This is a genomic window from Flavobacterium sp., assembly GCF_039932285.1.
Lineage (GTDB): Bacteria > Bacteroidota > Bacteroidia > Flavobacteriales > Flavobacteriaceae > Flavobacterium.
Genome location: NZ_JBDTQE010000055.1, coordinates 1 through 19,132 on the forward strand (window position 1 = coordinate 1; position 19,132 = coordinate 19,132).

Annotated in this window: 14 protein-coding genes; 8 read left to right on the plus strand and 6 right to left on the minus strand. The window is 32.2% G+C overall.

From position 1 onward, the window contains the following. A partial coding sequence (locus ABI549_RS10200; protein ID WP_348076351.1) for a beta-ketoacyl synthase N-terminal-like domain-containing protein occupies positions 1 to 703 on the plus strand: 703 nt, incomplete at its 5' end. A gap of 78 nt (positions 704 to 781) precedes the next feature. Here ABI549_RS10200 and ABI549_RS10205 read toward each other — a convergent pair. Beyond that, entirely contained in the window at positions 782 to 1,270 is a 489-nt protein-coding gene (locus tag ABI549_RS10205; protein ID WP_348076352.1) for a regulatory protein RecX, read from the minus strand. Between the two features lie 138 nt (positions 1,271 to 1,408). Here ABI549_RS10205 and ABI549_RS10210 point away from each other — a divergent pair, with 138 nt between their 5' ends. From ABI549_RS10210 to ABI549_RS10235, 6 genes are all read left to right on the plus strand, one after another. Then, complete coding sequence (locus tag ABI549_RS10210) at positions 1,409 to 5,056, plus strand: choice-of-anchor D domain-containing protein (protein ID WP_348076353.1); 3,648 nt, start codon at positions 1,409 to 1,411, stop codon at positions 5,054 to 5,056. A gap of 188 nt (positions 5,057 to 5,244) precedes the next feature. Further along, the gene (locus tag ABI549_RS10215) at positions 5,245 to 8,736 is read left to right on the plus strand and encodes a T9SS sorting signal type C domain-containing protein (protein WP_348076354.1); all 3,492 of its coding nucleotides are present in this window, start codon (positions 5,245 to 5,247) and stop codon (positions 8,734 to 8,736) included. Positions 8,737 to 8,899: 163 nt separating this feature from the next. After that, positions 8,900 to 9,904: a recombinase RecA gene (gene recA, locus ABI549_RS10220; protein WP_348076355.1), complete on the plus strand. Its 1,005-nt coding sequence runs from the start codon at positions 8,900 to 8,902 to the stop codon at positions 9,902 to 9,904. A 92-nt stretch (positions 9,905 to 9,996) separates the two neighbouring features. Then, positions 9,997 to 10,407 carry a hypothetical protein gene (locus ABI549_RS10225; RefSeq protein WP_348076356.1) on the plus strand — a complete coding sequence of 137 codons (411 nt, stop codon included), beginning with the start codon at positions 9,997 to 9,999 and terminating at the stop codon, positions 10,405 to 10,407. 14 nt (positions 10,408 to 10,421) lie between these two features. Beyond that, the gene (locus ABI549_RS10230; RefSeq protein WP_348076357.1) at positions 10,422 to 10,961 is read left to right on the plus strand and encodes a sigma-70 family RNA polymerase sigma factor; all 540 of its coding nucleotides are present in this window, start codon (positions 10,422 to 10,424) and stop codon (positions 10,959 to 10,961) included. Beyond that, entirely contained in the window at positions 10,958 to 12,694 is a 1,737-nt protein-coding gene (locus tag ABI549_RS10235) for a hypothetical protein (RefSeq protein ID WP_348076358.1), read from the plus strand. Before ABI549_RS10230 ends, ABI549_RS10235 begins: the two co-directional genes overlap by 4 nt. Before the next feature lie 91 nt (positions 12,695 to 12,785). On the opposite strand, the gene ABI549_RS10240 is transcribed toward ABI549_RS10235, so the two are convergent. Further along, on the minus strand, positions 12,786 to 13,529 hold the full coding sequence (locus ABI549_RS10240; RefSeq protein WP_348076359.1) for a lysophospholipid acyltransferase family protein: 744 nt from the start codon (positions 13,527 to 13,529) through the stop codon (positions 12,786 to 12,788). A gap of 122 nt (positions 13,530 to 13,651) precedes the next feature. On the opposite strand from ABI549_RS10240, the gene trpS reads away from it, so the two are divergent. Continuing rightward, positions 13,652 to 14,635: a tryptophan--tRNA ligase gene (gene trpS, locus ABI549_RS10245; RefSeq protein ID WP_348076360.1), complete on the plus strand. Its 984-nt coding sequence runs from the start codon at positions 13,652 to 13,654 to the stop codon at positions 14,633 to 14,635. A 65-nt stretch (positions 14,636 to 14,700) separates the two neighbouring features. Here the strand turns inward: trpS and ABI549_RS10250 are convergent, their stop codons facing one another. The 4 genes from ABI549_RS10250 to ABI549_RS10265 are packed head-to-tail and all read right to left on the minus strand — an operon-like array spanning position 14,701 to position 19,066. Further along, a complete protein-coding gene (locus ABI549_RS10250; RefSeq protein ID WP_348076361.1) occupies positions 14,701 to 15,915 on the minus strand; it encodes a peptidoglycan DD-metalloendopeptidase family protein in 1,215 nt (404 codons plus the stop codon). A 20-nt stretch (positions 15,916 to 15,935) separates the two neighbouring features. Further along, positions 15,936 to 16,709, minus strand: coding sequence for a DUF4292 domain-containing protein (locus ABI549_RS10255; protein WP_348076362.1), 774 nt, complete (start codon positions 16,707 to 16,709; stop codon positions 15,936 to 15,938). Further along, positions 16,709 to 18,052 (minus strand): tetratricopeptide repeat protein, encoded by a 1,344-nt coding sequence (locus tag ABI549_RS10260; RefSeq protein WP_348076363.1) that lies wholly within the window; start codon positions 18,050 to 18,052, stop codon positions 16,709 to 16,711. The genes ABI549_RS10255 and ABI549_RS10260 overlap by 1 nt, the downstream gene beginning before the upstream one ends. A 3-nt stretch (positions 18,053 to 18,055) precedes the next feature. Further along, positions 18,056 to 19,066, minus strand: a complete 1,011-nt coding sequence (locus ABI549_RS10265; protein ID WP_348076364.1) for a sugar phosphate nucleotidyltransferase — start codon at positions 19,064 to 19,066, stop codon at positions 18,056 to 18,058. Between the last annotated feature and the right edge of the window lie 66 nt (positions 19,067 to 19,132).

Sequence of the window (19,132 nt, forward strand, 5' to 3'; positions counted from 1 at the left end):
ACATTCTATAACCTGTTCAACCGCTTTGCACGCTTTGCTAAACGGAGTAGCCTGGCTTCGTGCGGGTATGGCCGATAAATTCCTTGTTGGCGGAAGCGAAGCACCACTTACTCCTTTTACAATTGCTCAAATGCAGGCGCTAAAAATTTATTCGAAAGAAGAAGATGACTATAAATGTCGTGCTTTCGATTTAAATAAAACAAAAAATAGTATGGTTTTAGGCGAAGGTGCTGCGGTAATTTGTTTAGAAATTGGTGGAAGCAAAAATGCTTTGGCTTATATAGAAGGAATAGGTTATGCTACCGATATTTTAGAACACGGAATATCTATTTCTACCGAAGCGGATTGTTTTCAGAAGTCTATGAAAATTGCTTTGCAAAACACTAATTTATCTGAAGTTGATGCCATTGTGATGCACGCTCCAGGAACTATAAAAGGGGATTTATCAGAACATAAAGCGATTCAGAAAGTTTTTGGCGAAAACCTTCCTATACTTACCACCAACAAATGGAAAATTGGACACACTTTTGGCGCATCCGGAATGTTAAGTGTTGAGTTGGCTATTATGATGATGCAACACAATCGGTTTATTGGAGTGCCTTTTGCAGAAAATCAATTAGAAAGAAAAAACATTCGTAAAGTATTGGTTAATGCAGTGGGTTTTGGAGGAAATTCAGTTAGTATTTTGTTGAGCAAAGAGTAATGCGTTTTCAGCAATGATTTTTTTTCATTCTCACTATATTAAAAATCCGTGTCATCCGCGTGCTATTATATTTAGTTTCTATGGATTTTTACCTTCTAATTCTTTCACTTTTTCATAAACCAAATTACTTTCCCATCCTTTTCGAAGCAAATAATCACAAAATTTCTTCCTCTTTTTCATAACGTTATTTTCTCGCATAGTTCCCCAATGGTGCTCGGCGAGTTTATGTAAAGTCTCTAAATATTCGTCAGGTGTAATTTCTTTAAGCGCTGTATTAATGTTGTATTGTGATATTTTTCGAAATTTCAATTCATTTACAATTCTTATTTTTCCCCAAGATTTTATGCGGTATTTTCCGCGAGCAAAACTGCAGGCAAAGCGTTCTTCGTTTAGGAAATTATGTTCTATAAGATGCACAATAATGGAATCTATTTCTTGATTATTAAGTGAATAACTTCGCATTTTCTCTGTGACTTCATCATGACATCTCTCTTGATAAGCACAATAGAATTCCAGCTTTTTAATAACATTCTCAATCGAAAGGATTTTGTTTGTTGGTGTTTTCAATAAATTAATGTTTTAATAATATTCTTTTTTTAATAAAATTAGACTCTTGTTATAATTTCGCAAACGTTTATAACCTTATTTTTTGAATATATAAATTCTGATTCTCAAAAAACAAGTATTCATTAAAAAACCAAATCTATGAAAATTAAATTACTTTTTTTAACATTACTTTTTTCGGTTTTCGGTTGGGGACAATCAATTTTTACCAATCCTCTGACTTTTGCTTCTGCGGTTCAGTCTAGTCCTTATACAACTGGTCAAACGATAGATCCAAACATTGCTGTATCGGGTATTTCAAGAGGTTCTGGAATTACAGGAACAGCTGCAGCAAATCGATATAACGCAAATGGATGGAGTACAGCAGGAATTGATCTTAATGATTATTTTGAATTTACATTGACTCCAAATGCTGGGTTTAGAATTGATATTGCAAATTTTGTATATACTGGTCAAGTTTCATCAGGAACTCCAAGTTTTGCTTTTCGTTCTAGTATTGATGGTTATACTGCAAACATAGGCACTCCAACTGCAGCAGGAACAACAATAAATCTTGTAGCAGGCATATATCAAAACATTACAACACCAATAACGTTTAGATTTTATGCATTTGGTTTAGCTGCTGGAACAACAACTTATAGTATAAATGATTTTACATTTAACGGAACTGTCACCCCTTCTAGTCCACAACCAGAAATAAATGTTACAGGAAACGCAAACAACATTTTAACAGGAGATATTATACCTTCTGCAACAGACTTTACAGATTTTGGCAATGTAAACATTGCTAGTTCACTAAGTAGTAACTTTGTCGTTCAAAATATAGGAACTGCAAACTTAAACGTAACTGGCGCTACAATTACAGGCACTAATGCATCTGACTTTGTTATTACAACTTCTCCCGTTGGTACAATCGCTAATGGCGGAAACGCTGGCTTAACGATTCAATTTACACCTACAGCATCGGGAATGAGATCTGCAACAATAACAATAATAAATAATGATAGTAATGAAGTAAGTTATACTTTTTCCATTCAAGGAAATGGGATTTGCGTTCCTGCTACAGTAGCTTCTATTTTTCCTGTCTCTGGTCCAGTAGGAACAGAGGTTACCATAAATTCAAGCTCTGGTAGTTTGTTAGGATCAACAGTAAATTTTAACAGTACAGCCGCTACAATAATTTCGAGTTCAGCTTCACAATTAGTAGTTTCGGTTCCAGCAGGAGCAACTACGGGGGTCATAAATATTGTAAATACTACAACAAGTTGTGTTATTTCAACACCCACTTTTACGATTATAAATAAAGATATTACATCTTGTGAAGGAGCTGCTATCTCTGATTTAATTATATATGATATTCACGACGAAAAAACGGGTTCTGGCGGATTTATAACATTATATAATGGTACAGCCGCAACTGTAAATATGGTAAATTATGCGCTTTATAGAACAACTACCTATGGTAATGGAGCTGAAGCTATTTATGCTACTTTAACAGGAACAATTGCTTCTGGAGCTTTAGGAATACTGAAAGTTTCTCCTGCTAGTTGTGGACCAGCTTCAACAAACGGAACAATTACTGGTGGATTTAATGAAGATGATGGTATTCAGTTAAGAAATGCAGCAGGAACTGTTATTATTGATGATGTTCATACATATTCTACTGGACCAGGCTATTATATGGTAAGAAATGCAGGGACATTAAGCGCAAGAACATCTTATGTTGCTGCAGACTGGAATACTATGCCATTAGGTGCTGGAGTTTGCTATCCAAGTGCTGGATTAACTATTCCAAGTGGAGGCTCATCACCAAGCGTCTCTGCACAACCAATAATTGCTTTAACTTGTGCCTCTACTTCAGCTACGCTATCAGTTACAGCTCTTGAAGGCTTTGTAGGAGGAAATGCTCTTGCCTATCAATGGTATGTTGTAGCACCTAGTACAACTACATGGACGTCATTAACAAATACTGGCGTTTATTCTGGATCAACATCAGCTATTTTAAATATTTCATCATTAACAGGTTTAGATGGTTATCAATATTATTGCCAAGTAAGAGAGTATACAGCAACATGTTTCATTGCAACGACAGCTGTTAAAATTTCTACAGGAGCCACAATATGGAATGGTTCGACCTGGAGTGATGGATTGCCAACTCTATCTAAATCAGCAACAATTAATGGTAATTACACAACAAGTATAAATGGAAGTTTTAGCGCATGTAATTTGACTATTAATGCTACTTTTAACCTTACTGTTTCTGCAAACACTTATGTTGAAATTCAAAATAATATATCTAACAACGGAACATTTAACATATTAAATACAGGTTCATTAATTCAGATTAACGACTTAGGGCTGAATACTGGAAATATTTTTTATGAAAGAATTAGTTCTGTTAAGTTGCAAGATTATGTATATTGGTCAGCGCCAGTTACAGGAACAACAATAGCGGGAATGTTCCCAACCTCTCCATTTAGATATTCTTGGGCAACAACAACAGCAAATGCTAATGGAGGTCAAGGAATATGGACGGCATACTCAGGAAACATGGTAGCAGGAAACGGTTACATTGTGAGAGCTCCAAATGGCACAAGTGCAAGTGTTGCGACATCGTTAACAAATAGTTTTAATGGAGTACCTCAAAACGGAGTGTTTACTCCAACAGTTTCAAGAGGAACAGATTTCACAGGTTTAGGTATACAAGGAATTCCCAGAACAATAACCGATGATAACTGGAATTTATTAGGGAATCCATATCCTTCAGCGATTAGCATAAATGAGTTTTTAGAGACAAATAAATTAGTAATAGACGGTTTTGTAAAAATATGGACTCATGCTCAATTACCAACTTCAACAACCAGTCCTTTTTATCAAGATTTTGTATCTAACTATTATGCGTCAGATTACATATCAATTAATAAAACTGGAGCCACTAGTGGAGCTATTGGGGATTATAGAATAGGATCAGGACAAGGATTTATGGTTTTAATGCTTCCAGGTTTGGCAGGTTCTTCAACGGTTACTTTTAATAATAGTATGAGAAGTAGAATGTTTGCTAATACCCAGTTTTTTAAAACAAGTAATATAAAAAATACAATAAATAACAATGGTGAGCAAAACAGAATTTGGCTTGATTTAGTTTCTCCAACAGAAACTACTAGAACTTTAGTAGGTTACGTAGAAGGAGCAACTCAAAACAAAGACAATATGTACGACGCTTTTACAGACTATAAAAGCGCACAAAATTTCTATTCTTTAATTGATAACGATCCCATGACGATTCAAGGTCGTTCATTACCCTTCAACGATCAAGATACAGTGCCAATGGGAATAAAGACAGCAACAAATGGAGCCTATACAATTGCAATAGCAATAGTCGATGGATTATTTACTGATAGAACCCAAAAAATATATATAGAAGATAAACTTTTAAATACTATTAATGACATAACCACCACTCCCTATCAGTTCACCGCAACACAGGGAATAACAAACGATCGTTTTGTATTACGTTACACTAATCAAACATTAAGCAATACGGATTTCAATTTAAGTGAAAATGCGGTTACTGTTTTTGTTTCAAATAATGAAATTAAGATAAATTCCAGTTTAGAAAACATCAAAGATTATACAGTTTATAATGTTTTAGGTCAAAAATTGGCGCAAAAGAATAATGTAAACACAAATCAATCTGCGGTTAGTACTATTGTTAGAAACAATCAAACATTAATCATAAAAGTTGTTTTAACAAACAATCAAACATTGATTAAGAAAATTATTTTTTAGAAATGTTAAAATATAATCTAGCATTTTCACAAAAGAATTATATAAACGATAATTTTTATGCAGTTTTTTTGTTAGTACTATTTTTTTAAAACAAAAATAATCTCATATCCATAATTATGATTTTGAAATCTTAATATCTCATCCTTTCTTTTTAAAAAAAGATAACTTTGCAAAAAATTAAAAAAATTATGAAAGTAACATTACTTTTTACTTCTTTGCTATTATTTCTTAATGTTAATTCACAATGTATATTTCCAACAGGTGCTGTTCAAAGCGGTGTTACGCAAACCTTTTGCGTAAACAGTTTTCCTCAAAGCCAAAATGTAACTAATGTAAAAGGTAATAATTATATTTTAATTAATGTAGTTAAAGGGTTTACTTATTCGTTTAGCGTTGGAGATGTTTTCTCAACAGACCTAGAAAACCTAAATATTTTTGACACATCTAATGTTAATATTGGATCTGCCTCTGGAGCAACAGGAGCATCTATTTCGAATTGGATTGCTTCATTTTCAGGACAAATTAAGATTACTTTGTCTTATGGTGCTTGTAATTCTTCTAGTACTACTGGTAAAACAATTGTGTTAAGTTTAATTAGTGTTGGAAATTCTCTTGACAATCAAAATTCATTTGGAACAGACACTTGGATTGGACATGTTTATAATTGGACTGGAAGCGCACCTCCTGGAGGTACTTCACCTATATCTCCAGCTGCTACTTTCCCATTCAATACTGAGAATTATGTTGGTTATTATTCAGTTCCATCAGAATCTATTTCTGAATTATTTGGAGGAGACTCTAACTGTTTTCCTTTGTTGAGTAGTGGATTACCAAGTACATCTATATATACTGAAACCTATGCCGTCCGTTATAAAATGAAGTCTAAAAGGCCTGCTGGTTGCTATATAGCAACTTTTAAAGGTGATGATGGTATTAGGTTATATGTAGATAATCAGTTAGTTTTTAATCAATGGATAGAGCAATCTCCAACAAATTACTATAATGTTTTAATTTATCTAAATGGAAATTCAGAATTATTATTTGACTATTATGAAAATGGCGGTCAGAATAATGCCGAATTTAGCTTAACATCTTTTGATTCAACATCTAATACAATTTCATTGATAGGTAATTCTTCCGTGTGCAATAATGTCACATCAGGATTGTTGGATGGCTCACCTTATGTATATAACGGAGGAGCAATAAACCCGACAATTGCTTTTCAATGGCAAGTTTCAACTAACAACAGTACTTTTTCAGATATTGTTGGAGCTACGACAGAAAATTATTCACCTCCAGCAACAACAACATCAGGAACATTATATTACAGAAGAGTGGTTTCGGCATCATCAAATGCAACTGGCTGTCGTTTTTCAAGTAACTCGATAGCAATTACAACAAGTACAACTACCTCTACAATCACACCAGTAGCAGTTGCTGGAACAAATGCAAGTTGTTCGCAATTTTATGCTAATTGGAATGCAGTTGCGGGAGCAAGTAGTTACGCTTTAGACGTCTCTACTGTTTCAAATTTTTTAACCGTTCTTCCGGGTTACAATGCTTTAAACGTAGGCAATGTTACAAATTATTTAGTTACAGGATTAACAGCTAATGTGGCATATTATTATAGGATTAGACCTATACTTGCTTGTGGTGTGGGGAAGCTTTCAAACACTATTACGTATGGTACATTAAACGTTAATAAACCATCAGATCCAACTATTACAGCTGCTTCTTGTACTTCTTTTACTGCTAACTGGACAACGCAAACTAATGCAACTAGCTATGAGTTAGATGTTTCTGCCGTAAATACTTTTGCTACATTTTTGCCAGGATACAATGCTTTAAATGTAGGTAATGTTACTAGTTTTTCAGTGACTGGACTGCCTCAAATAAGTCCTTTATACTTTAGAATTAGAGCTGCTAGCACTTGTGGAGTAAGCTTAAGCTCAAATACAGTTACAATTGTAATAGGAACAAAATGGGATGGTTCTACATGGTCAAGCGGAGTACCTGATCTAACTAAGTTTGTAATAATTGATGGAAATTATGACATGTCTATTTTGCCAAGTTTTGATGCTTGTAGTGTTCAAGTTAATAGTCCATTTGTTTTAAAAGTGGATAGTAATAAGTATGTTAATATTCAAAATGGCTTAACTGTAAACTCAGGCGCTAATATTATTGTTGAAAATGATGGATCTATCGTTCAAATTAGTAATACTGCTATAAATACAGGAGTGATTTCTGTAAAAAGAGATACTAAACTTAAACTGCAAGATTACTCTTACTGGTCAGCGCCAGTAGGAAATGCAACTAGTGGAACATTTCCCGTACAAAGCATATCTCCATTAACACCTTCGAATTACATTTTCAAATGGGGAACAACTACTGCTAACTTAAATGGAGGCGAAGGAACTTGGATAAATACTACAGAAAACATGATTCCTGCAAAAGGATATATTATTCGCGCTCCCAACGGATTTACAAATAGCGCAACTAGTGCACTAAACACAAATTTTATTGGAGTGCCTAATAACGGAATATATAGTCCAACTATTTTTAGAGGTAATGATTACTCAGGAATTGGAGTACAAGGAATTTTGAAAACGGCTACTGATGATAACTGGAATCTTATAGGAAACCCATACCCATCGGCTATTGGAGTAAATGAATTTTTAACATTACCAGCGAATAGTGGTATTGAAGGGTTTGTGAAAATTTGGACACACGGTCAGTTGCCAACCAATATTACAAGTCCTTTTTATCAAAGTTATACCTCAAATTATTATCCTAATGATTATATATCTGTAAACTTGACAGCTGCTACAAGTGGCCCTGGTAATTACAAGATTGGTACAGGACAAGGATTTATGGTTTTGATGAATCCAGGATTAATGGGTTCTGGCACAGTAACTTTTAATAATGGGATGCGAAGTACTGCATTTGCTAACAATCAGTTTTACAGAAATAGTGACCTTATCCAATCAACAACAGCTACACAAGAACAACATCGAATTTGGTTAGATTTAGTAACTCCAACAGGATCCGTAAATAGAACTGTTGTAGGTTATGTAACAGGAGCTACACAAGAAGAAGATCGTTTATATGATGCCTTTACAGACAATAAACCAAGTCAAAATTTTTATTCCTTGATTGAAGATAAACCAATGGTAATACAAGGTAGAGCGTTACCATTTAATGTAAATGACTTAGTAAGTATGGGGATTCAAATTCCAACAGATGGAACTTATACTATTGCCATTGCAACAGTAGACGGGTTGTTTTCTGGAAAAGCACAAAAAATTTATATTGAAGATAAGTTACTAAATACCATTAATGACATTACAGATTCTCCTTATCAATTTACGGCTACACAAGGAATAACAAACGATCGTTTTGTATTGCGTTATACAAATCAAACATTAAGTAATACGGATTTTAATTTAAATGAAAATACGGTTACTGTTTTTGCTTCAAATAATGGAATTCAAATAAATTCTAGTTTAGAAAGCATCAAAAATTACACGGTTTATAATGTTTTAGGACAAATATTGACAGAAAAAAATAATCTAAATACAAATGAATCTGTTGTAAGTTCTATTCTAAAAAACAACCAAGCATTAATTGTAAAGGTTACTTTAACAAATGGTCAAACAGTGATTAAGAAAATTATTTTTTAAATTTTTTCGAAACAATAACACTAAGGTTTTCAAAAGAGCTGTCCAATTAGGATAGCTCTTTTGTTTTTTTTTATAAAAATCAATGTGTTCGGTTTTTGTTGAAAACTTATATTTATCATCTCAAAGAAAACAACTATTTTTACTAAAAATAATTCCATATAAAATGAGTGCAGAAAAAGAAGCAAAATTAAAAGCATTACAGCTTACATTAGATAAATTAGACAAAACTTACGGTAAAGGAACTGTAATGAAAATGGGGGATAAAGCCATTGAAGAGGTAGAAACGATTTCTTCAGGCTCATTGGGATTAGATTTAGCATTAGGAGTTGGTGGATATCCACGTGGACGTGTAATTGAAATTTACGGACCAGAATCTTCTGGAAAAACAACTTTAACTTTACACGCTATTGCCGAAGCACAAAAAGCAGGAGGAATTGCCGCATTTATAGATGCAGAACATGCCTTCGATAGGAATTATGCTGAGAAATTAGGAGTTGATATCGAAAATTTAATCATTTCACAACCAGATAACGGGGAACAAGCATTAGAAATTGCCGAAAACCTAATTCGTTCTGGTGCAATAGATATTGTAGTTATTGACTCGGTTGCAGCTCTTACACCAAAAAGTGAAATTGAAGGCGAAATGGGAGATTCAAAAATGGGTCTTCATGCACGGTTAATGTCTCAAGCTTTACGTAAATTAACAGGAACGATTAGCAAAACTAATTGTACCGTATTTTTCATCAATCAATTACGTGAAAAAATTGGAGTTATGTTCGGAAATCCTGAAACAACAACAGGAGGAAATGCCTTAAAATTTTATGCTTCAGTTCGTTTAGATATTCGTCGTTCAACTCAAATAAAAGATGGCGAAAATGTATTAGGAAATAGGACTAAAGTAAAAGTGGTAAAAAACAAAGTGGCACCACCTTTTAAAACTGCCGAATTCGATATTATGTACGGAGAAGGTGTTTCTAAAACGGGAGAAATTCTTGACCTTGCAGTAGAGTTTGAAATCATCAAAAAAGCGGGTTCTTGGTTTAGTTATGGTGATACAAAATTAGGACAAGGACGTGATGCAGTAAAAGGATTAATAAAAGACAATCCTGAATTAGCAGACGAACTTGAAATAAAAATAAAAGATTTCATCAAAGAATCTAATAAGTAGCATCAAAAACCCAGAAGAAATTTTGGGTTTTTTTATTTTCATACGCAACCAATTTTTCATTTTTGTATCTTACCAGTATAAATTTAGTTGTTATGAAAAAAATAGTATTATTAATTATAGTTATCTTTAGTGTTATTAGTTGTAGCACAGATGTTGAAGGAGATAAATTTCATTTAGAATTGTTGCCTATAGATAGTGCAGTTCTTCCTGTAGAATTTAAAAAAGACAGTGTTTATGAGCTGCCGTTTAATTATATTCGTCCTAGTACGTGCCATATTTTTGAAGGATTTTATTATGAAAAAAATTTAAATGTTAGAACAATTGCAATACAAACAAGTGTTATAGAACAAAGTAATTGTACAACAGCAACGGTAAATCCAATTACTGAAATTTTGCAATTTAAACCAACAACAGAAACCAGTTATGTTTTTAAACTTTGGAAAGGAACAGATGCAAATGGAGCCGATGTTTATGAAGAAATTACAATTCCAGTTGTACCATAATAAACAATTAAAATTTGAGCTTACCAGCACTCATACAAGGATGTCTAGAAAAAAATACCAAGTCGCAAGAACAATTATATCAGCTATATGCGGGTAAACTATTTTCTGTATGCTTGAAGTATTCAAGAAATTATGCAGAAGCAGAAGACAATTTACAAGATGGGTTTTTAATTATTTTTGATAAAATAGGCCAGTACAAATTTACAGGATCATTTGATGGTTGGGCAAAACGAGTAATGATAAATAATGTTTTGCAACAATACCGGAAGACTCCATTTCTAGAGCTGGTAAACGATGTTGTAGATGACGCATCGATAGAAATTGATGATGAGAATATGAGTCTTGAATTTTTGCTTAAAATCATTCAAGAATTACCAGATAGATACAGATTAGTATTTAATTTATATGTCATGGACGATTATTCACACAAAGAAATAGCTGAAATGCTGGGAATTACGATAGGAACTAGCAAGTCCAATTTGGCAAGAGCCAAAATGTCATTAAAAGAAAAAATAGATAAATCACAAGAGAAAATATTTCCATCAGCAAAATGAGCGAAAGAAAAGACATAGAACGTTTGTTCCAAGAAAAGTTCAAGGATTTTGAAGCCACGCCTTCTTCGCAGGTTTGGGAAAACATATCGGCTGAACTTGAAAAGAAAGAGAACAAAAAAAGAGTAGTTCCGTTTTGGTTTAATATGAAAGCTGCAGGAATTGCAGCTGCGCTTATATTAGGGTTTTTTACAGCAAATAATTATACGAGTTTATTTAAGTTTAATCAAAGTAAAAATGATTCAGAAATTGTAGTTTCGATAGATAAAAATCAAAAAGAAAATTCAAATAATCCCATTGTTGAAAGTCCAAAAAACGAAAACTCGACGAAAAATAATAATCTAGAAAAAAATATAATTTCAAACAATCATAATTCGGTTGCAACAAAAACCCAAAACAAAAATATTTCGATAAATAGTAATCAAGATATTAAAAATGATTCACATCAAAATAATTTGATTATTGCCAATCAAAATAACAATAATAAAGTTTCTTCCTCGAATACAAATTTTGGCACAAAAAAACCATCAAATACAATTTTAGTTTCTTCTGAATCTAACACTAATAATAAAGAAGCTTCAAACAAATCTCCTTACGTTATTAAAAAGAGAAAATCAAATCAGAAAAATAATATAAATATTCTTGATAGCTCTAGTGAAATAGAAATTGCCAATAATTCTGAAAACAGAAGCACAAAAAATAAACATTCAAAACAATCGGTTTCAAATAAAAATAAATCTTTTATTATTAATCAACCTTCTGAATCTTTAGTTCAAAATAATAATACTAAAAATACCAATTTGCGAACTAATTTAGAGGAAAATACTAAAGAAGAAAATATAAATTCTTTCGATACAAACTCTAATTCTTCGATCGCAAATACAACAATTACAAACCCGATTCTTTCAGAAGTAATTACAAAAGATTCGATTATTGTTGCTGTTGTTGAAGAAAATCCTCTAGAAAAAATTCTGAAGGAAAAAGAAACTAAAGAAAAAGAAGAGAAAAAAATTGCTGAAAACACTCAAAAATGGAAAGTAAAACCCAATGTTGCGCCATTGTTTATGAGTGCGACACAAGGATCTCCAATAGACAACCAATTTGCAGACAATGCTAAAAGTTATGAGAATACTTTGAGTGTAGGTTTAGGAGTTGATTATGCAGTTTCTAAAAAAATTTCCATCAGAACAGGAATAAATAAATTTGATTACAGTTACAACACTAATGATATTGTTTATTATGCTGATTTTGCTTCAAAAAATGCCAATTCAGTAAGTAATTTAAAAACAATAAATGTAGCTTCTGATGCAAAAAATATGATTATTGAAGATAAAAATATCTCAAAATCTAAAGAAATTGCATTTCAAGCAAAAGATGAAGGATTGCTAAATCAAAAAACGGGTTATCTAGAAATCCCTGTTGAGGTTTCTTATAAATTATTAGACAAGAAATTTGGAATTCAAGTTATCACAGGATTTAGTTCTCTTTTATTAAATAAAAATGAAGTTTCTGTAATTTCATCTGGACTTACAACAATTGTTGGAGAAGCAAATAACTTGAATAAAGTACATTTTAGTACTAATATAGGATTAGGTTTCAAATACAGTTTTTGGAAATCATTTGAAGCTAATTTTGAACCAACTTTCAAATATCAGCTCAACACATACAATACTAATTCTGGAGGATTTAAACCTTATTTATTGGGATTATATTCTGGAATAAGTTTCAAGTTTTAAGCTATGTTGCTTTAGCTCACATTTTAGTTAAGTTGTCGTTACTACTCGTAGTAACAAGTTGAAAAGTGCCTCGCCAAGGCACTTTTTTATTTTATAGCTTCAAAAAAGCGATAAGTTCGTCATAAATAAGATTTCTAGCTTCTCCTTTTATTGTTTTTCTATCGTCTAAAGTCTTGTTTGCTGTTTCTATAAAGGGTAAAATTTTAACTCTCATTTTGCCAGGACTTCCGCTAAAGAAAGTATAAGAATATCTTTTTTTGTTATCAGGAAAAACTAAAGGAACAATAGGCAAATGATGTTCTATAGCCAGTCTAAAAGCACCATCTTTAAACTCATCTAATACAACAGACTCATCGTCTGGGACTTTTCCTTCAGGGAAAATACAAATACTTAAACCTTGATTAATTCGTTTTTGGGCACGAGCAAAAACTTCGGTTCTGCTTTTAGGATTGTTTCTATCTACTAAAATACAAGTTCGTTTATAAAAAAATCCGAACAAAGGGATTTTTACTAATTCTTTTTTTCCTACAAATACAAAGGGATTTTTTACTGTGACAAGCATAAGCATAATATCGGTCATCGATGTGTGGTTAGCAATAAACATATAACTTTTCCCAGATTCAATATCCTGTTGCTTCTCAATTTTGTAATAAAACCCCATGCCAAATAGAATAACCTTCGCCCAAATTCTTGCTAGCTTAAAAAAATAAGGATACCAAGTTTCTTTTAGTATCGAAAGAAATAGTAAAGGAAACATTATAATAATAGGAACCCCCATTACAACATAAAACCAAACACGCCACAAAACCCAAAAAATAATTTTAAATAATCTCATAGCATCAAAAATAAGGAATTGCTTTATAAATTTGATAAAAGAATTAACTTTGTGTGAAAATTAAAAGTAGTGTTAATGAGATTTATGCAATTTCTTTTTAACGTTGCAGTAAAGCAAACAAAATGGCAAGAATACTTACAGGTGTGCAAAGCACAGGAACACCGCATTTAGGTAACTTATTAGGCGCAATTATCCCCGCGATACAATTGTCTGCTAAACCCGAAAACGAATCATTCCTTTTTATTGCCGATCTACATTCGATTACCCAAATAAAAGATGGAAAAACATTAAGAGAAAACACATACAGTACGGCAGCAGCTTGGCTGGCTTGCGGTTTAGATTTTAATAAAGTTATTTTTTACCGTCAGAGTGATGTGCCACAAACAGCTGAGTTATCTTGGTATTTGAGTTGTTTTTTTCCGTTTCAAAGGCTAACATTAGCACATTCATTTAAGGATAAAGCAGATAGATTAGAAGATGTAAATGCAGGATTATTTACCTATCCAATGCTTATGGCTGCTGATATTTTATTATATGATGCAAATGTTGTTCCCGTAGGAAAAGACCAATTGCAGCATGTGGAAATTACACGTGATGTAGCTTCTCGTTTTAACCATCAGATGGGGGAAACATTTGTTTTGCCAGATGCAAAAATTCAAGAAGACACTATGCTTATTCCTGGAACCGATGGTCAGAAAATGAGTAAATCTCGAAATAACATCATCAATATATTTCTTGATGACAAAGCCCTTCGAAAACAAGTTATGAGTATCGAGACTGATAGTACACCACTTGAAGAACCTAAAAATCCAGAAACTTGTAAGATTTTTGCATTATATAAATTATTAGCAAATGAATTGCAAATTATTCAAATGCAGGAAAATTATAAAAACATTAATCGTGATTATGGTTATGGTCATGCCAAACAAGCTTTCTTCGAATTGATTGTCGAAAATTTTTCGACAGAAAGAGAAAAGTATAATTATTATATGAATAATTTATCTGAACTTGAAAATATTTTGAAATCTGGATCCGAAAAGGCTACTGTTGTTGCTACTGGAGTTTTAAATAGAGTTAGATTAAAATTAGGATTTGAAATTTCCTAGATTATCAAAGAAATTAATAAAAAGTCAAAAAAAAACAGGGTTTTAGAACCCTGTTTTTTTTTGACTTACATATTCATAATCCAACTCTGCGGATTTAGTTTTGTTGTATTCTGGAAAATTAAGAATTTCAAAATAGCTTTGTTAGTAAATTCATTAAAAAACACTTCACCCAAAACTTGTTTTGTAGAGACTTTATCACCCATTCGGACATATACTTTTCCTATATTAGAATATGTTGTGATATAATCTCCATGACGTATTACAATAGTTGCAGTTCCGTTTGCTGATTGTTGTACACCACTTACTTCTCCTGCAAATACAGAACGTGCTTTAGCTCCTCGTTCAGAAGAAATTTCGATACCACTACTTTCTATCATTATAGATGGTTCTAAAGGATGTGGTTGTCTTCCAAATTTTTTAGTCAGCAATCCTTTTTCTACTGGCCAAGGCAAACGACCACGATTGCTCTTAAAATCATTTGCTAACTCTTTAGCTTCAGGTGTTAATACAAATGTTGTTGTATTTGTAGTATTACCTGCTTTTTTATTTGTTGCTGCGATAGATTCTCTAATTAATCTATCAATTTGTTTTTCTATTGCTTTAGATTCTTTTTGTTTTTTCCTGATATCAGCAATAATTTTACTTTTATCTTTCTTGATAGAAAATAATAACCGTTGTTGTTCTTGCTTGTCTCTCTCTAAGGCTTGTTTTTCTTTCTCACTTTCGGCAAGAAGTTTTACTTTTTCTTGTTTTTGAGTGGAAAGCTTGTTGTTATACTGTTCTAATTCAATAGTTTTTGCTTTTATTTCTTCGCCTTGCAATTTTCTGAAACTCGAATATTGCTTCATGTATTGCGCTCTTTTGTAGGCTTGCAAGAAGTTTTCGGACGATAATAAAAACATTGCTTTGCTTTGCTCAGATCGACTCTTGTATGATTTTACAATCATTTTTGCGTAATCTTCTTTTAAAATTTTTAAATCTTTATTTAGCTTATTTACACTAACTTGATTAATGTACATACTATTTCCCAAAACTTTAGCTTGTTTGGCTGTTGTGTTAATCAATTTTTGTTGCAAATTAATTTTTACGGTTTGTTGTACCACCACTTTTACCACAGATTTTTCTTTGGTTTTCTGACTTTGCAACAATTTTTCTTGTGCTCTAATTTCTTCCTGCAATCGTTCTTTTTGCTCTTCTAGTTTTCGCTGTCTTTCCTCTTCTTGACCCCAAGAGAGGGAAGTAGAAAGTATTAATAGAAAACAAATAATATATTTTGACATCCTAAAATTGTATCTAATTATTATAATTTGATTTGATCGTAACCACTTGGAACACTATACGGAAATGTTAAATCTTCGTTGAATGTAGCATTTTTATATTTGATCGTAATATTAGTGGTTTTATTGTCTTGATTTGCAAAAATAAGAAGTTCTCCTGGTAAAACACATTCCGGATACGAATTATAATTAGAATAATTGACCATCATTTTTCTTTCGGGTGTTTTTTGAATAATTTCTTGACGTTTTAACCAAAAAGAATTGATGTCAAAAAGATAACTTTTATTAAAATTTTCTTTCGTTGTTTCTTCTAATTTTGGCGAGCCTTCTTCCATAGAAAGTGAATAATTCCCTTTAGATAAATCATCGATAGCTTGACCTAGTAACATATTCTGGGCTTTTTTAAAATCTAAATCGGTTCCTAATAAGTCACTTAATGTTTTGTAATCTCCTTCAAAAAAATTGCTTCCTATTTTTTCGTAATAACGAACTTGAGTTGGTGTTATTATAGCTTTTGCCATAGTTATTCCAATCATTTTTACGCTAACTAGGATAATTTCGTCTTTTTTTATTCTTATATCTGCCGAAAGGCTTAGTGATTGCTTGTCATCAGCATAATCGATATTTGCTTTGATGTATGCTGTTTTAAAATCACTTTTTAATGCATAATGATTTTTTATAATATTAGAAACCGTTGCTGTTTCTCCTGTTGTCACAGGTTGTGGTGCAATTGTTTTTTGCTTCGATTTGCAAGACAACAAAGCCAAAATCAATAAAAAAGGGAGAATTCTACGCATTATTTTTGTTTTGTTTTTAAGTTATTGGCCTTAGCCAAATATTCATCGCTTTTTTGTTTATTTCCAAGTCCTTTTGAAGCTTCTACCAATTGGTTAAGAAAATCGATTTCTAAATCTATATTTTCTACAACATAATCCAGTCCAGATTCTAGATAATCATTTGCTTTTTTATACTTTTTTAATTGATTTGATGCTTTTCCTGCAAAAAAATAATATTCAGGTTGGTTGGGAAATGTATCTATTAATTCTGAAGCCTTCGTTTCTAAAATTTCGAATTTACTGTTTTCTTCATAAGAAGCTAACAAAAATAAATTTGTTTCTAAATCAGTATTTTGTGCTTTTTCTAGGTTTTTTATAGCCAAATCCCAATTCTTCTTTTTGTAATAAAACTTACCAATTTCTTTGTACACATTAAATTCGGGATCATTTTCGAAATAAGTGGTTGCTTTGTTTAGTTCGGTTTCGAAAGTTGGATTTTTTAATGCAAAAATGAGAAACTCATTATACATTCGGTATTTAACTTTTTTATCTATTTTAGGACTGTTTAAAACCGTTTCTAAGGATTTTACAGCGCCATTTCCATCATTATTATTAATATAATATTTGTATAAAAAAACTTGCGCCCAGACTGAACTTGGGATGTTTTTTTCTAATTTTTGAGCAACTTGCAAAGCTTTTTCTTCCTGATTGTTGTCCGAATACAGATAAATAAGCGACAGGTAATTTCCCTCGTTGTTAGGCGATTGTTCTATGGCCTTTTCTAATGCTGTTTTGTCTATAGTGTTTGTTTTAGTTTGCGATCTGATTTGTAGACGATATCTGTCTCTAAGCTCTGTGTTACCTATGTTTTCGTCTAATTCATTTATTAAAACCAACGCTTTGTCAAACTGTTGTGTGTACATATAAAGAGAAACCAAATCTTCTTTATATTTCTTATCTAACGGAATTATTTTTTGTACAATATCTAACGCTTGATTGTAATTTTTAGTTTCATAATACACTTCATACAAATCGATAAGATACCATTTGTTTTTTGTGTCGAGTTGTGTTGCTTTTGCAAAAGCCTTCTCGGCATTTTGATAATCTTTCTGAAAAAAATAATTCTTTCCTAATTCGTGATAAATTACAGCATTATCGGGTTGAATGTTGATGCATTTTTCGAGAGAAATGATTGCTTTATCATAATTTTCGATTCCTTTTTGAATAAGTGATTCGTAATATGATTCTTTAAAATCATCTTTTTCTAAAGCAACTTCTTCTGGTTGAGTTTGTGCCAATACATTTGCAGAAATGATACACATTCCGACAATAAAACATTTTATATTTGACACTTTTTTATTCATTTTTTATTCTAAAACCGAATAATCACCAATACTGATACTTGTAAAATTACCATCGAAACTAGCATGATTTCCTATCATGGCATTGTCTAATTTGGCATTTTTTATATGTGCATGGGTTTGTACCAAGCTGTTTTTAATTTTTGTGTTCTGTAAATGAGTTCCTTTTCCTAAAGACACATTTGGTCCAACAATAGAATCTATTAGAACAACATCTTCACCTATATAACAGGGTGGTAAAATTGTTGAATTTTCGATGCGAATATCTGCAGCGACAAGTTTTTCACCATCAATATCTAAAAAATGAAGCATTCTAGAGTTGGTGTCTACCGTAACGTCTTTGTTTCCGCAATCCATCCATTCATCCACTTTACCTGGAACAAAAATCATGCCTTTTGCCATCATTTGCTTAATTCCGTCGTTTATTTGATATTCTCCACCATGAATGATGTTATTATCTAAAACCAATTGCAATTCATTTTTTAGAACGGCAACATCTTTAAAATAGTATATTCCAATTACAGCAAGATCGGAAACAAACTCTTTTGGTTTTTCTACCAATTCTACGATTTGATTTTTATCGTTTAGGTTTATTACGCCAAAAGCTTCGGGTTTATCTACTTGTTTTACCCAAATTACACTATCGGCAGTTTGGTCTAGATCGAAATCGGCACGAATTAAAGTGTCTGCATAAGCAATAACTGCTGGGCCAGAAAGGGAATCTTTGGCACACATAATGGCATGACCAGTTCCTAATGCTTCGTTTTGGTAATATATGGTTCCTCTTGCGCCTAATTTTTGGGCAATTGCAATGAGTTCTTCTTCTACTTTTTTGCCAAAACTTTCGTGAATAATAAATGCTACCTCTTCTATATCTTGGTTTAAAACTCGAGCGATATCTTCGACCAAACGATGCACGATTGGTTTGCCCGCAATAGGGATTAATGGTTTTGGAATTGTAAGTGTGTGAGGGCGAAGGCGTGAACCACGACCAGCCATTGGTACTATTATTTTCATGTTATTCTTTTATTGAAAGATTAAATGATTTGAAAATTTAAAAATTCATCACAAATCTTTAAATTA